Genomic DNA, 14,726 nt, shown 5'->3' on the forward strand with positions numbered 1-14,726 from the left:
CCCCGGGGGCGGCCCCACCCCCTTATCCGCTCAGAGGAGGCTCCCAGCGCGTACGGAAATCCCGTATAGGCCCTGCACACCAACTGTGCGGCAACGAGCGACCCAGCGGGGGCGAGACGTCAATCCCCGGGACTGCTCTGGAGAGAATGGATGGAGTTGTCGAGTCTCGAGTCGAGTTTCTGGGCAGTCGCACCAAGCGTCGTCGGCGCCGTGGGCTTGCTCTTCGCTGCGTTCTTCTACTTCCGCGTCAAGTCCCTGCCGGACGGCGACGCGACGATGAACCGCATCGCGGGCTACATCCGTGAAGGCGCGATGGCGTTCCTCGTGCGCGAGTACAAGGTGCTCGCCATCTACTGCGCGGTGCTCGCGGTCCTCATCGGCCTGGCGCTGGGCAAGCTGGCGGCCGTGAGCTTCGTGGTGGGCGCGTTCCTCTCGCTGCTCGCCGGCTACATCGGCATGAAGGCCGCCACGTTCGCCAACGTGCGCACCGCGCAGGCCGCGCGCACGGGCTCCAAGCCGAACGCGCTGCTGGTCGCGCTGGACGGCGGCGCGGTGATGGGCCTGGCGGTGGCGGGCCTGGGCCTGGTGGGCATGGGCGGCGTGTACTACGCCTTCCAGGGTCACCCGGAGCTGTCCCCCATCCTCCACTCGTTCGCCGTGGGCGCCAGCTCCATCGCGCTGTTCGCGCGCGTGGGCGGCGGCATCTACACCAAGGCGGCGGACGTCGGCTCGGACATCGCCGGCAAGGTCATCGAGAACATCCCCGAGGACGACCCGCGCAACCCCGGCGTCATCGCCGACAACGTGGGTGACAACGTGGGCGACGTGGCCGGCATGGGCGCGGACATCTACGAGTCCATGGTCGCCGCCATCGTCGCCGCCATGGCCATGGCGCTGACGGCCAACGCCACGGAGCTGTCGCGGCTGGCCGTCGAGGGCACGTCCGCGAGCACGGCGAAGGTCGCCGGCGTGGTGCTGCCGCTGGTGCTCTCCGCGGTGGGTCTCATCGTCAGCGTGCTGAGCATCTTCATCGCCCGGGCGCTCAAGCACATGAACCCCGCGCAGGTGCTGCGCAGCGCGCTCATCATGCCGCCGGTCATCCTGGTGGGCCTGTCGTTCGTCATGATGAACGTGTTCGGCCTGTCCCAGAACATCACCGTGGCCCTGGCCGCGGGCGCGTTCGGCGGCGCCATCATCGGCCTGGTGACGGACTACTACACCTCCTCCCGGCCGGTGCAGCGCATCGCCGAGGCCTCCATCACCGGCGCCGGCACCAACCTCATCCGCGGCCTCGCGGTGGGCATGGAGAGCGTGGGCATCTCCATGGCGACCATCGCCCTGGTGGCCTACATCGCCGACCAGGCGCTGGGCCTGTACGGCATCGCCCTGTCCGCGGTGGGCATGCTGGGCGGCACCGCCGTCGTGATGACGGTGGACGCGTACGGCCCCATCTCCGACAACGCCGGCGGCATCTCCGAGATGTCCGGCCTGGGCCCCGAGGTGCGCGCCATCACCGACGAGCTGGACGCGGTGGGCAACACCACGGCCGCCATCGGCAAGGGCTTCGCCATCGGCTCCGCGACGCTGACGGTCATCGCGCTGTTCTCCGCCTTCAACATGGAGGTCAACCACACGCGCGTGGCCGCCGGGCTGCCGGAGATGAGCCTGCTGCTCACCAACCCCAACGTCATCGTCGGCCTGCTGCTGGGCTCCATCCTGCCGTTCCTCGTCGGCGCTTCGACGATGCTCGCGGTGGGTCGCGCCGCCGGCGCCATCGTCGAGGAGATTGGCCGTCAGTTCCGTGAGATTCCGGGCCTGATGGAGCTCAAGGCGGACCCGGACCCGAAGAAGATCGTCGACATCTCCACCAAGAGCGCCCTGCGCGAGATGATCTTCCCGGGCCTCATCGCCGTCGTCGCCCCGCCCGTGGTGGGCTACGTGCTCGGGCCCCAGGCGCTCGCGGGCCTCTTGGCCGGCGCGCTCGTGGTCGGCGCCACCATGGCGCTCTACATGGCCAACGCCGGTGGCGCGTGGGACAACGCCAAGAAGTACATCGAGAAGGGCAAGCTGCCGGGCCACGCGAAGGGCTCGCACGTCCACAAGGCCGCCGTCGTCGGCGACATGGTGGGCGACCCGTTCAAGGACACCTCCGGCCCGGGCGTCGCCATCCTCATCAAGGTGATGAGCGTCGTCTCGCTGCTGGTCGCCTCGCTCATCGCGCTGCGTTAGTCCCCGAAGCAAGCGGCACGGGCGCCCTGGCTCACCGGGGCGCCACGCCGACAGGCAGTGTCCCATCCCCTCGGGAAGCCCGTAGGGGGTGGGGTCCTCCCCCGAGTCCATTGGAAGCGCTCGCGCCCGTCGATGACGCGCGACGCCGGCCGGGACTCTGGGTTCAGGCTGTGGGCCAGCCGACACTCCGACAGGCATTGGCGAGGGGGGCGGTTTGGGGCCGCCGAGCACACGCATGCTAGGCTTTGCCGTGTTCCGCCTGTGCTGACACAGAGGTGTCCCATGGTCCTGGAGCTCTCCCAGCAGCAGATGAACCTCCTCAATGCCAATCTGGCGGAGAGCATCGAGGAGCTGCACGACGAGGTCCTCCACACCGACGAGCTGGAGATGCGCCAGGAGCTGAAGGCGAAGCTCCAGCAGCTGCAGGCCCTCAAGCGACAGGTGGCGGCCCAGCTCCAGGGACACCAGCCCACGCTCTGAGCTGGAAGCCCCCCCGGGGCGGCACGTGACAGCCCAGGCCCGCGACGCGGTGGACGCCCCCCGCAACGACAGGCTAGGAACTGTCATCCTATGAACTCAGGAACAAGCCGCATTGCCGGGTGGATGGGGCTGTACGCCGCGCTCGTGCTCCTTGGATGCACGAAGACACCCGAAGCGCCTCCCACCACGCAGAGCCGCTCGCAGGCCGTGACGACGCCGGTGACGGCCTCCGAGGCCGTGGCCATCACCAGCCAGGGCATCACCCAGAACGGCGCGGCGCACCGCAACGAGGCGCTGCTGGGGGTGTTCCAGACGGAGGACTACGAGGTCCAGACGCTGCTGCGCTTCCCCCAGCTGGGGATTCCGAGCGGCGCGGTGGTGCAGGGCGCGACGCTGCGCGTGGCCGTGGAGACCTACAACGGCGACTTCGAGCTGCGGGGCACCTATGTCCAGGCGCCCTGGAGCGCGACGGCGGCGGGGCTGGGCTGGCAGTTCCGCGACGACGGGCTGGAGTGGGAGCGGCTGGGCGCCGTGGGACAGGGGACGGACCAGGTGGCGGGGAAGGCCTTCGTGCTGGATGCGTTCCCCGTCGTGGTGAACGTCATCGACGTGCCGCTCGACGTGGCGGTGGTGCAGTCCTGGGTGGATGACCCGTCGACCAACCAGGGGGTGATGCTGGCGAACACCCGCGTGGGCCGGGTGGCCAAGGTGTTCACGGGCCTCGCGACGCAGCCGGAGCGCAGGCCGGTGCTCACGCTCGAGTACACCCCGCCCGTGCCCCGCACGGACACCACGCCGCCCACCGTCGCCATCACCTCGCCCACCCCGGGCGCGACGGTGGCCGGAGTCATCAACGTCGTCACGAGCGCGAGCGACAACGTGGGCGTGGCCCACGTGCAGCTGCGCATCGACGGGCGCGACCTGTCGGCGGCGGCGCTGGACACGCGCCTGCTGCGCAACGGCGCCCATGTCCTGACGGCGCACGCGCGCGACGCGGCCGGCAACCTCACCACCTCCGCCTCGGTGCGCATCACCATCGACAACGTGCTGGTCGACACGGCGCCGCCCCAGGTGCAGCTCACCCTGCCCGCGCCCAACGAGACGGTGAGCGGCCCGTTCACCGTGCGGGCGAGCGCGACGGACGACGTGGGCGTCACCCGGGTGCACGTGCAGCTCGACGGCGTCCAGGTGGGCGAGGCGGACCTGGCCGCGCCCTGGGCCGTGACGCTCGACACGGAGACGCTCCAGCCCTACGGCCCGCGCCAGCTCACCGCCGTGGCGCGTGACGCCGCGGGCAACGTCACCGTCTCCGCGCCCATCTCCATCACCGTGAGCGCGCCGCCGCCGGACACCACGCCGCCCCAGGTGCAGATTGTCTCGCCCGCCACCGGCACCACGGTGGGCGGCACCGTGCAGATTCGCGTCGACGCCTCCGACAACATCCGCGTGGCGGGCGTGCGGCTGCGCGTGAACGGCCAGGACCAGGGCGCCGAGGACACCAGCTACCCGTACTGGTTCAACCTCTCCACCACGCTGGTGGGCGACGGCACCTTCCCGGTGACGGCGGTGGCGAGGGACCGCGCCGGCAACCTCACCACCTCCGCGCCCATCCAGCTCACCATCGCCAACGGGCCTCCGGTGGTGCTCTCCCTCCCGGTGGCGCATCCGCGCGTCTGGTTCAATGCGTCCCGGCTGGCGCGGGCCCAGGCGTACTTCGCCCAGAACCCGTACACGCCTGTGGCGAACGTGCAGGGCCCCGAGCAGGCCATCGACGCCGCCATGCACTCGCTCATCACCGGCGCCGCCGCGTCCTGCCGCTCGGCCATCACCTGGGCGGTGAACACCCAGGTCCCCATCAGCGAGAACACCATCTCCAGCGACCCGGCCCGCTGGTACGGCGAGGCCGTCATCCTCACCTACGACTGGTGCTTCGCCCACCTGCTCCCAGCGGAGCAGACGCTGCTGCTGACGCGGTGGAACTCCGTCATCGCCGCGCTCAATGACAATCCCTGGGGCGGCATCGGCATGGAGGGCAACAACTACTACACGGGCTACTTCCGCAACTCGCTCCTGTGGGCCATCGCCAGCTGGCACGAGAACCAGCCCTACGCCCACCAGCTCCTCCAGTACGCGATGAGCTCGCGCTGGAAGTTCTCGCTCAAGCCCTATCTCGATGGAGCGGCCGCGGGCGGCGCGCCCCACGAGGGCTCCACGTATGGCCGGCGGACGTTCGGCTACATGACGGTGCCGTTCACCACGCTCGGCCTGTATGGCCAGGATTTGTGGGACCAGACCGACTTCTTCAAGGAGTCCGTCTTCTGGTCCATCTACTCCACCACGCCGGGCCCGAGCCGGATGGGACAGTTCCAGCTGTATGAGACCTTCCCGTTCAACGACGACGAGCGTTGGCTGAGCCGGTGGGACCCGAGCAACACCGCGCAGACGTCCTTGGGCAGCTACCTGGCGCCGCTCATCGAGGAGTGGGCGGACCAGCCCATCGCGGGCTACGCCAAGCGCTTCCTGGAGCTCACCGGCCACCCGATTGACGACCGGTGGGTGCGCTACGTCTACAGCGACACGCTGGCGTCGGTGCAGGCGCGGGATTTGGCCACACTGCCGCTCGACTATCGCGCCGAGGGCCTGGGCCAGGTGTACGCGAAGACGGCGTGGGCGCCCGAAGCGACGATGGTGAACCTCCAGTTCGGCATCACCTCCAACGCGGGCCACGCCCACCGCGACTCCGGCAGCTTCCAGCTGTGGCGGGCCGGTGAGTTCCTGGCGCGCGAGACGGTGGGCTATGCCAACCAGATTGTCGGCTACGCGGGCACGGGGGCCGTGGACACCGAGTCACCCGTGGCGCACAACACCCTGCTCTTCGACGGGCTGGGCACGGTGGGCTACTACCACCACGCGCCGCGGATGCTGCGCCAGGAGTCGTCCACGCACGCCCACTACGCCGTGGTGGACCTCACGGGCGCGTATGACGTGAGCGACGACTGGGCACACCGTGAGGCGGAAGTCGGCAATCCGTCGGCGGGCCGGGTGGTGCGCGAGGCGCTGTTCGTGCGGCCGCTCGACACGCTCGTCGTGTTCGACCGGATGGAGAGCTCGCAGGGCGACGCCTCCGTGGACAAGACGTTCCTGATTCACTTCCCGTCGAGCCCGGTGCTCACGGGCCACACCTGGTCCGCGACCAGCGGCACGCAGGAGCTGCGCGTGAGCACGCTCGTCCCGGCGAGCCCCACCCGGCGCGTCATCGACGAGCGCGGACCGCTGCGCCCCAATGGCACGTACACCTACGCCGTCGGCCAGTTCCGCGGCGAGGTGGAGACACAGGGCCAGGTGGTGAGCCACTTCCTGCACGTGGTCCAGGCCAAGGACACGGCGGCCGCGAACCTGACGCTGGCGCTGAACGAGACGTCGACCGCGTACACGGTGACGATGACGCACCCGACCCGAGGCAGCGCCGTGGTGCGCTTCGACAAGGGCATCCAGAGCACGGGCGGCGCGTTCGGCTACGCCGCCAGTGGCGCGGTCACCCTGACGCCACTGCGCTCAGGAGTGCAGGGCATGAGCGTCACCCCGAGCGGACCGGTGTGGGAGCCCTGAGGGGCACCCCGCCCCGAGCCGAGGGCACGCCTCCACCGTCGAGGCGTGCCCGGCGCCACCGGCCTCCACTCAGAGCGTGGGGTAGTCGGTGTAGCCCTTGGCGCCGCCGCCGTAGAGCGTCTTCTTGTCCAGCGGGGCCAGGGGCGCGTTCTCGCGCAGCCGGCGCACCAGGTCGGGGTTGGAGATGTACGGCCGGCCGAAGGAGACCAGGTCCGCGCCCTGCTCCACCGCCTTGCGCGCCAGCTCTCCGTCGTAGCCGTTGTTGACCATCCACGCGCCCCTGCCGCCCGCGTCGCGGTACGCCTTCTTCAACGCGACGTAGTCGAACGGGCGGTCTTCCAGCTCGCGCGGGCCCCCGGTGGCGCCCTCGATGACGTGGAGGTACGCGAGGCCCAGCTTCGCCAGCTCGCGCACCACGTGCTCGAACAGCGGCTGGGGGTTCGCGTCGAACGCGTCGTTGGCGCTGGTGACGGGCGACAGGCGGATGCCGGTGCGCCCCGCGCCCACCGCGTCCACCACCGCGCGGGTGACCTCCAACAGCAGCCGGGCGCGGTTCTCGATGCTCCCGCCGTACGCGTCCGTGCGCTCGTTGGAGCCCGTCTTCAGGAACTGGTCCAGCAGGTAGCCGTTGGCGCCGTGAATCTCCACGCCATCGAAGCCCGCCACCTCCACCGCGGCGCGCGCGGCCCGGACGTAGTCCTGCACGATGCCGGGCAGCTCCGCCAGCTCCAGCGCGCGCGGAACCGACGTGGGCTCGAACGTGGGGACCCCATCCCGGAAGAGCACCGTCCGCGTCTTCGCGACGATGGCCGAGGGCGCCACGGGCGCTGCGTTGCCCGGCTGCAGCTCCGTGTGCGACACGCGTCCCACATGCCACAGCTGCGTGACGATGCGGCCTCCCGCCTCGTGCACGGCCCGGGTGACCTTCTTCCACGCGGCGAGCTGCTCGGGGGCGTACAGCCCCGGGACGTCCGCGTAGCCCTGGGCCTGATGGCTGATGGCGGTGGCCTCGCTGATGAGCAGGCCGGCGGTGGCGCGCTGGGCATAATAGGTGACGGCGAGGTCCGGCGGGATGGCGCCAGGCGAGCGGTTGCGCGTCAGCGGCGCCATCACGATGCGGTTGGCGAGTCGCAGGTCACCCGCGTTCGTCGGGTCGAAGAGGGTCGGCATGGGGCGTCTCGGGGGGACGGGGGAGAGTTCCGGCCAGCGTAACGACCTGCCCTCCACGTCACCACAAAGTGTTCGATTCGCCCTCCACGTGAAGATTTCCGCCGGGACGCGCATCACGAAGACCCAACGCATCCTCCCAGCGCGAGCAACCTCCAGCGGGCCACGCTCCTTCCGCTGAGACTTCCACTGTTGTCATTGAGGACGGGTCGTGGCGGCGAGGAGCCCGGTGAAGCCTCCGAGGACCTGCTGACCACCGCGCCCCCGACCTTCGTGGCTACCGCGCGCCAGGAAGCCCCGAAGCTCCGCTCGCCGATGCACCACGTGACGAGCAACCACGCGGCCACGCCCAATGGCCCTGGGGTCCACCGCGTCCCACCGGCCCCGGACCGGGCTCGCGGGTGCCCCGACGCGGGATTTCAGAACCGCTCGGTTCGAAACTATTGCCACCGCGTCCCCTGGCTCGTAGTCATTTCTGAACGACCGGTTCAAAATTCGGGGAACACACATGGGTGACTTCACGGGCAAGGCGGCATTGGTGACGGGCGGCGCGCGAGGAATCGGCGCCTCCATCGTCAGGCATCTGGCGAAGGGGGGTGCGCGCGTCGCCTTCACGTACGTGCGCTCGGAGGACAAAGCGGCCCGGCTCGTGGCCGAGTTGGAGGCACAGGGACAGCGCGCCGTGGCCATCCAGGCGGACAGCGGGGACGTGGACGCCGTGCGAAGGAGCGTGGAGCGCGCGGCGGCGGAGCTCGGCGGGCTGGACATCCTGGTCAACAACGCCGGGATCTTCCCCTTCGGCCCCTTCGAGGCGGTCAGCGTGGAAGAGCTGGACCGGACGCTCTCCATCCACGTCCGGGGGGTGTTCGTCGCCTCGCAGGCCGCGCTCGCCCACATGAAGGACGGCGGCCGCATCATCTCCATCGGAACCTGCTTCGCGCAGCGGGTCCCCCATGGAGGCGTCACGCTCTACGCGATGACCAAGTCGGCGCTGATAGGCCTGACGAAGGGGCTGGCCCGCGACGTGGGCGGGCGCGGAATCACGGTGAACGTGGTCGACCCCGGGCCGACGGACACGGACATGAACCCGGCCGACGGGCCCCAGGCCGCAGCGGAGCTGGCGCTGATGGCCATCAAGCAGTTCGCCGGCCCCGACGACATCGCCGCCACCGTGGGTCACCTCGCGGGCCCCGGCGGACGCTTCATCACCGGCGCGTCCATCGCGGTGGACAGCGGCACCAACGCCTGAGCCCAGGGTAAGGAGGAGGCCCCCATGGCGTGGCTGCTCCTGGTGGTCGCGGGTGCCCTCGAGGTTGCCTGGGCGCTCGCGCTCAAGCAGTCCGAGGGGATGACGCGCTTGTGGCCGAGCGTCGTCGGCATCGGCATCGCCCTGACCAGCCTCGTGCTGCTGGGCCTCGCGTTGAAGCACCTGCCCGTCGGGACGGCCTATGCGGTCTGGGTGGGCATCGGTGCGTCCGGCGTTTCGCTCGTGGGGATGATGTTCCTCGGCGAGCCCATCTCCCTGGCGCGAATCCTCTGCCTGGTGTTGATTGGGGTCGGTGTCGCGGGATTGAGGGCCCTGGAAGGATGACGACTCGCAAGGCGCGCAAGAAGTCCGCCGGTCCGTTGGGCCGGCCTCGCAGCTTCGACCGGGACGAGGCGCTCGAGGCCGCCATGCGCGTGTTCTGGGCCCGGGGCTACGAGGGGACCTCCATCCAGGACCTCGTCGAGGCCATGGGCGTCAACAAGCCCAGCCTCTATGCCATCTTCGGCTGCAAGGAGGCGCTCTTCCGCGAGGCCGTCGAGCTCTTCGACAAGACCGAGGGGCAGCCCGTCTCCCGCGGGCTGGAGGAGGCCCCCACCGCTCGGGCCGCCGTGGAGCAGATGCTGCGCGCCAACGCCCGCGCCTACACGGCCAGCGACAAGCCCCGGGGCTGCATGATCGTCCTCGCGTCGTTGCTCGGCGCGCCGGAGAACGAGCCCGTCCGGTCGTTCCTCGCGAAGAACCGGCGGAGCGGTGAGCGCGCGCTCGAGCGCAGGCTCCGGCGGGGCGTGGAGCTGGGGGAGCTGCCCGCCGGCGCGCCCGTGGAGAAGCTCGCGGCGTTCTACACCGCGGTGCTGGAGGGCCTGTCCATCCAGGCACGTGATGGCGCGTCCGCCCAGAAGCTGAACGCCATCATCGACACCGCGATGCTCGCGTGGCCTTCCGGGCGGTGAGCACACGAGGAGGCCCCCTGCCTCGATGCCAAATCCGGGCCGGGACCCGCGCCATCGCGGGCAATGCCACGAAGGCACACGCTCCTAGAATCCATGCACGCATCTGGATTCCCCACAATGAAAGACAATCAGGCCGTCAGACCGCAGGTCATCCAGCGTGTAGCGCCCTCCCCGTCCGAAGTACGGCGCGTCGCCGCCCGTCTCCTCCACGTACGCGGACGCAATCCACGCGCGCCCACGACGATGGAGGACACGGTGAGCAGCGTCTGCCGCCGCGTCTCCTTCGCATCCAGGAGGCTCGCCATCTGCGCCGTGCGCCGCGCCTCGCACTCCAGCTCCGCCGACACGCTGGAGAGCGTCGTCGAGAACAGGAGCAGCCGCAGCTCGATGTCCCTCAACAATGCGTCGCGCTGGGCCTGGGTGTCGGTCCCCGGCGCCAGCCGCGCCAGCGCCTCCAGGGGCACGAGCACTCCGGCCGCGTGCGCCAGCAGCAGGTCCTGGCGGGTGAAGCGAGCCTGGAGCCCGGGGGACTCCGGGAGGGGCGCCTCCACGTCGAGTCCCCGGGCGGAGTCGTCACGAAGGGACTGCGCGGGGACGCAGTAGTCCGGCTCCGCGCTCTGACGCGCCAGCCCACGCGACGAGGTGGCACAGCCGGACGACACGAGCGCGAGGGCCAGCGCGCACTGGAGGACGAGGAGGCGTGGGAGCACCCGCCCTCGCTACGTCGTGCGCGGAAGCAAGGGCCACCGGATAGCTCCGACCTATCGCACACGCGACAACGCCCGGCCCCGGTGCGGGCCAGGCGCGTCATCCGGTGGACGGCGACGCCGCCTGGCCTCAGGCCTCCGAGCGCAGCACCGTCATCGGGTCCACGCGCGAGGCGCGTCGGGCCGGCAGCCAGCTCGCGAGCAGGGCCACGCCCAGCAGGAGGACCGCCACGCCCACGATGACCCACGGCTCGGTGGGGCTCACGCCGTACACCATGCCCTGGAGCACCTGCCCCAGCCCCAACGCCGCCACCACGCCAAGCGCCACGCCGAGCCCCGCGAGCACCACCGCCTGCCGGAGCACCAATCGCAGCACGTCCCCGGCCGTCGCCCCCAGCGCGAAGCGGATGCCGAACTCCCGCGTGCGCTGCGCCACCGCGTAGGACACCACGGCCCCGAGCCCCGCCACCGACAGCAGCAGCGCCACCGCGCCGAAGGCCCCCAGCAGCAGCAGGCTGAAGCGCCGCGAGGCCAGCGAGCCCGTGAGCAGGCTCTCCACCGTGCTCAGGCGCGAGGGCAGCTCCGGAGCGAGCTCGCGCAGCACCGGCAGCGCGGCGCTCACCAAGGCCTTGGAGCCGATGGAGCCATGCACCGCGACATGGAAGCGGGAGAAAGCGCGCGCCCGCTGCCGGGAGCAGCCGTAGAAGGTGGGCTTCGGCGCCTCATCCAGCCCCCGCTCCCGCACGTCGGCCACGACGCCGACGATGGTGAAGGCCCGCAGGTCCCCATCCATGTTGCCGAACTGGATGAGCTTGCCCAGCGGGTCCTCGTCGGGCCACCGCGCCTTCGCGAGCGACTCGCTGATGAGCGCCACGTGCGGCGACTCCATCGTGTCGTTCGCGTCGAACAGGCGCCCGCGCACCAGCGGGATGTCCATCGCGTGGAAGTAGCCCTCACTCGCCACGCGATACTCGGCGGAGCCCGTGCGCTCGGGCTCGTGCGCCAGCCGCCCGAAGTCGTCGAAGTTCTTCACCTCGTCGGGACGATTGAGCACCAGGAAGGTGCCGTCACCACCCGAGCCCCCCTCGAGCGGGAAGACATTCACCGCCCCCACCGCGCGCACGCCGGGCAGCGCGCCCAGCCTCGACAGCAGCTCCTCCTGCAACTGGATGTTGTGCCTCGCCTGCGGCGCGTCCTTGTCCTTGACCGGAGGCAGCACCAGGCTCAGCACCGCCACATCCTCGGTGCGGTAGCCCGGGTCCAGCGACAGCAGGCCCAGCATGCTGCGCCCCAAGAGCGCCGCGCCAACCAACAACACCAGCGCGAGCGCGAGCTGCCCCACCACCAGGGCACGCCGCGCCTGGTCCGCGCTCCCTCCGCCCGTCTGTGTGCGCCCCGCCTGCGTCAACGTGGCCCACGGGCTCTGGCGCCCCGAGCGCAGCGCCGTCACCAGCCCCAGCCCCACCGCGAGCACCAGCGACAACCCCAGCGCGAACAGGAGCGCCGTGGCGTTCACGTCCACCTCCGCCACGCGCGGCAGGTGGCCTGGCTCGAGCGCGAGCAGCGCGTGCACGCTCCAGGTGGCGAACAAGGCGCCGAGCGCCCCACCCGCCAGCGACAACACGAGCGACTCCGCGATGAAGCGCCGCACCAGCGCGCCCGGCCCCGCGCCCAGCGCCACGTGGACCGCCAGCTCGCGCCCGCGCGACGCCGCCCGGGCGAGCAGCAGGTTGGTGACGTTGGCGCCCGCCACCAGCAACAGGAAGGCCGCGGCGCCCAGCAACAGGTAGAGCGTGGGGCGCACGGGGCCCACCAGGTTCTCGCGCAGGGACACCACGGCGACGTCGCGCATGTTGGTCTCCTGGCCATGAAGCCCGACGAGCTCGCGCGCGATGCCGGTCAGCTCCGCCCGCGCGGCCTCCAGGCTCACGCCGTCCGCCAGCCGCCCCACCACCCGCCAGTTGTGTGCGGTCCGGCTCGTCAGCCGCCGCTCCAGCTCACGGGGAATCCACAACTGGGTGCCCGCCGGGTAGTCGAAGGACTCGGGCATCACGCCGACCACGGTGTAGGCGCGGCCCTCGAAGGTGAGCGTCCGGTCCATGGGCAGTGGCCGCGCGCCCAGGTAGCGCTTCCAGAAGCCGTGGCTCACCACCACCGCCGGAGCGCCTCCTTCCTGCTGCTCGTCCACGGCGAACAGGCGCCCCTGGACTGACGGCACGCCGAAGGCGGGGAAGAACCCGCGCGAGACCCACGACAGCGCGGCGAAGGTGGGCTCATCCGAGCCTGTGACGGCGACGCTCGCCGGGCCCGAGACCTGCGCCAGCGACGCGACGGTGCGGCTCTGGGCCTGCACGTCCTCGAAGTTGGGGTCCGAGAACCGCATCGTCTGGCCCTTCCCCCCGAGCTGGGAGAGCTCCACGAGCCGCTCGGAGTCCGGATAGGGCAAGGGGCGCAGCAGGACGCCCTCCACCACGCTGAAGAGCGCGGTGCTCGCGCCGATGCCCACCGCGAGCAACAGGATGCACCCCAGCGTGAAGCCTGGGCTGCGTCGCAGGGCGCGCAGCGTCTGGCGCAGGCCACTGAGAAGGATGTCCACGCAAGAAACCTCCGGGCACCTCGATAGGCGCCTCGATGGGCGCCTACGGAGGCGGTGGCCGACGATTGCGTCGCGGAGGCCCGTTATCGACAGCGGCACACCGTCCGTGCGCTGCGGCTGTCGCCCGCCCTCACTCCGCGCGCGCCGAGGACGGCAAAGCCCGCGGACGCGGTGGAGCTTCTTCGCGGAAGACGAGCAGTCCGTCGATGACCGTGTCCCAGGGAGCCATCATCCAGCGGTAGTTCACGGCGCGGGCCACCCTCGTCCCATTTTCGCGAAGCTGGTGTGCGTCCACGTACCGGCTGTCCGCGGAGGGGCTCGACAGGGCCCAGGCCTCCAGGGAGTCGGCGCGGGCGGGCTCGAGGTCGTACGTGCGGGGCGTGCTGGCGAGCGAGTACTTCCCCTGGAGCGCGGAGAAGCCCAGCACGAAGGCCTGCTCGCCGAACCTCGCCCGCACGTGGGAGCCGAAGGGCACCGGAGGCCCACCGCCATCGTCCAGGTGCTCGAGGTCCTTGGCCGCGTGCACCGTGGCGAGCCAGACGATGGCCTTGCGCGGACCGGGTGAGCGAGACAGGTGCCATTGCAGGTTCGCGAACATGGACTGGTCGCGGTCGTTGAAGGTGCTCCAGTCCGTGGGGCTGCCCTCGGGAGGAGGAGGACGGGACATCACGGCCACCTGACGCGCGAAGAAGCGCTCCAGGTTTCGCGCCATCCATCCGTGGCTCCGGGAGGTCGAGGCCCCCGCCGCCAGTTCCGCCCAACAGCCCTGGATGCGCGCCGCGCTCGCCGCCGTGAAGCGATGCGCGTCGTCGTATCGCCAGGACAGGTAGCGCTCGATCTCCTCGCCGCACTCGGCCCGCCGCGAGTCCGCCAGCGCGGGGAGGAGCTCGGGAGCCATCTCCCGCTGTGCGTAGGTGCCCCGGTTGACCTGGTCGTCGATGCCCCCCGCGACGACGGTTCCCTCGCGGAGCCACCGCGTCAGCAGCGGAATCAAGGGCGCCACCTCCTCGTTGGCCCACATGCCCCCCACCGCGTCCGAGACCATGTCCTGAGTGATGGGCTGGCCCGCGTCCAGCCGCTCCTGGATGCGCAGGAAGTCATAGACGCCCGCCTCGATGAAGAAGGCGTCGTACTGACACTCCTCCACCAGCCTGCGGGTCAGCTCCACCTTGACGTCGAGCGTCCTGGCGCTCCCGTGGTGGGAGTCCTCTCCGAGCAGCGCCACGCGCTTGTCGCAGAGGTCCCGGACGACGCGGTCGACCTCCGTGGCGCCAGGTCCCTCCGCGCGCCTGGGGGGCGTGGCACAGCCTGCGAGCAGCAACAGGAACAGGACGCTTCTCATGGTCGTGGGCCCTCCGGGCATCGCGTCACGGACGCGCCCTGCCTCAACGAACGTCCCACCCCGAATCCCTCACCCCCACGCGCGGGGGGACGAGCGCGCCCAGGCCGCGCGCGCCTCCCCCCAGGACTCCGACGTCAGCGCCCCGGCTTCAGGGCGCGCACTTCGCGGGGCCGAGCGTGGCCGCGAAGTAGCGCGTGTACAGGTCCGGCGCGAGCGTGAAGTTGCAGGTGTTCACCCGGTCCGGGGACAGCCCCTGAGCCATCCCCTCATATGAAGCCAAGCGCATCTTGGAAGACTCGATGGCCGTGAAGGAGTTCGGAGAATCGCTCGACGAGAGGCCGCAGGCGCTCCTCCTTCATCATGGGAATGGCCTGGTAAT

The 14,726-nt window shown here is 70.8% G+C and carries 10 protein-coding genes; 6 read left to right on the forward strand and 4 right to left on the reverse strand.

From position 1 onward, the window contains the following. Positions 1-150 precede the first annotated feature (150 nt). The 3 genes from FL311_RS31695 to FL311_RS31705 all read left to right on the forward strand — a co-directional run bounded on the left by FL311_RS31695 (position 151) and on the right by FL311_RS31705 (position 6,318). Complete coding sequence (locus FL311_RS31695) at positions 151-2,229, forward strand: sodium-translocating pyrophosphatase (protein ID WP_141331056.1); 2,079 nt, start codon at positions 151-153, stop codon at positions 2,227-2,229. A gap of 282 nt (positions 2,230-2,511) precedes the next feature. Further along, positions 2,512-2,709, forward strand: a complete 198-nt coding sequence (locus FL311_RS31700; protein WP_141331058.1) for a hypothetical protein — start codon at positions 2,512-2,514, stop codon at positions 2,707-2,709. Positions 2,710-2,799: 90 nt separating this feature from the next. Next, on the forward strand, positions 2,800-6,318 hold the full coding sequence (locus FL311_RS31705) for an Ig-like domain-containing protein (protein WP_194869441.1): 3,519 nt from the start codon (positions 2,800-2,802) through the stop codon (positions 6,316-6,318). A gap of 69 nt (positions 6,319-6,387) precedes the next feature. Here the strand turns inward: FL311_RS31705 and FL311_RS31710 are convergent, their stop codons facing one another. Next, positions 6,388-7,488: an alkene reductase gene (locus FL311_RS31710; RefSeq protein ID WP_141331060.1), complete on the reverse strand. Its 1,101-nt coding sequence runs from the start codon at positions 7,486-7,488 to the stop codon at positions 6,388-6,390. A 505-nt stretch (positions 7,489-7,993) separates the two neighbouring features. Here FL311_RS31710 and FL311_RS31715 point away from each other — a divergent pair. From FL311_RS31715 to FL311_RS31725, 3 genes are read left to right on the forward strand one after another with little or no spacing between them, the layout of a single operon-like run. Next, a complete protein-coding gene (locus FL311_RS31715; protein WP_141331062.1) occupies positions 7,994-8,734 on the forward strand; it encodes an SDR family oxidoreductase in 741 nt (246 codons plus the stop codon). Positions 8,735-8,758: 24 nt separating this feature from the next. Next, a complete protein-coding gene (locus tag FL311_RS31720) occupies positions 8,759-9,076 on the forward strand; it encodes a multidrug efflux SMR transporter (protein WP_141331064.1) in 318 nt (105 codons plus the stop codon). Then, positions 9,073-9,702: a TetR/AcrR family transcriptional regulator gene (locus FL311_RS31725; RefSeq protein WP_141331066.1), complete on the forward strand. Its 630-nt coding sequence runs from the start codon at positions 9,073-9,075 to the stop codon at positions 9,700-9,702. The genes FL311_RS31720 and FL311_RS31725 overlap by 4 nt, the downstream gene beginning before the upstream one ends. A gap of 128 nt (positions 9,703-9,830) precedes the next feature. On the opposite strand, the gene FL311_RS31730 is transcribed toward FL311_RS31725, so the two are convergent. The 3 genes from FL311_RS31730 to FL311_RS31740 all read right to left on the reverse strand — a co-directional run bounded on the left by FL311_RS31730 (position 9,831) and on the right by FL311_RS31740 (position 14,347). After that, positions 9,831-10,412, reverse strand: a complete 582-nt coding sequence (locus FL311_RS31730; protein WP_141331068.1) for a hypothetical protein — start codon at positions 10,410-10,412, stop codon at positions 9,831-9,833. A 127-nt stretch (positions 10,413-10,539) separates the two neighbouring features. Continuing rightward, the gene (locus FL311_RS31735; protein WP_141331070.1) at positions 10,540-13,005 is read right to left on the reverse strand and encodes an ABC transporter permease; all 2,466 of its coding nucleotides are present in this window, start codon (positions 13,003-13,005) and stop codon (positions 10,540-10,542) included. Positions 13,006-13,135: 130 nt separating this feature from the next. Further along, the gene (locus FL311_RS31740; protein WP_141331071.1) at positions 13,136-14,347 is read right to left on the reverse strand and encodes an erythromycin esterase family protein; all 1,212 of its coding nucleotides are present in this window, start codon (positions 14,345-14,347) and stop codon (positions 13,136-13,138) included. Positions 14,348-14,726: the final 379 nt, after the last annotated feature.

It is taken from the genome of Myxococcus sp. AB025B (assembly GCF_006518215.1).
In the GTDB taxonomy this organism is placed as follows: Bacteria; Myxococcota; Myxococcia; order Myxococcales; family Myxococcaceae; genus Myxococcus; species Myxococcus fulvus.

Coding starts and splice junctions, on each gene's coding strand:
- FL311_RS31695 (WP_141331056.1), top strand. CDS start 151: ATGGAGTTGTCGAGTCTCGAGTCGAGTTTCTGGGCAGTCGCACCAAGC.
- FL311_RS31700 (WP_141331058.1), top strand. CDS start 2,512: ATGGTCCTGGAGCTCTCCCAGCAGCAGATGAACCTCCTCAATGCCAAT.
- FL311_RS31720 (WP_141331064.1), top strand. CDS start 8,759: ATGGCGTGGCTGCTCCTGGTGGTCGCGGGTGCCCTCGAGGTTGCCTGG.
- FL311_RS31710 (WP_141331060.1), bottom strand. CDS start 7,488: ATGCCGACCCTCTTCGACCCGACGAACGCGGGTGACCTGCGACTCGCC.
- FL311_RS31725 (WP_141331066.1), top strand. CDS start 9,073: ATGACGACTCGCAAGGCGCGCAAGAAGTCCGCCGGTCCGTTGGGCCGG.
- FL311_RS31715 (WP_141331062.1), top strand. CDS start 7,994: ATGGGTGACTTCACGGGCAAGGCGGCATTGGTGACGGGCGGCGCGCGA.
- FL311_RS31705 (WP_194869441.1), top strand. CDS start 2,800: ATGAACTCAGGAACAAGCCGCATTGCCGGGTGGATGGGGCTGTACGCC.
- FL311_RS31740 (WP_141331071.1), bottom strand. CDS start 14,347: ATGAGAAGCGTCCTGTTCCTGTTGCTGCTCGCAGGCTGTGCCACGCCC.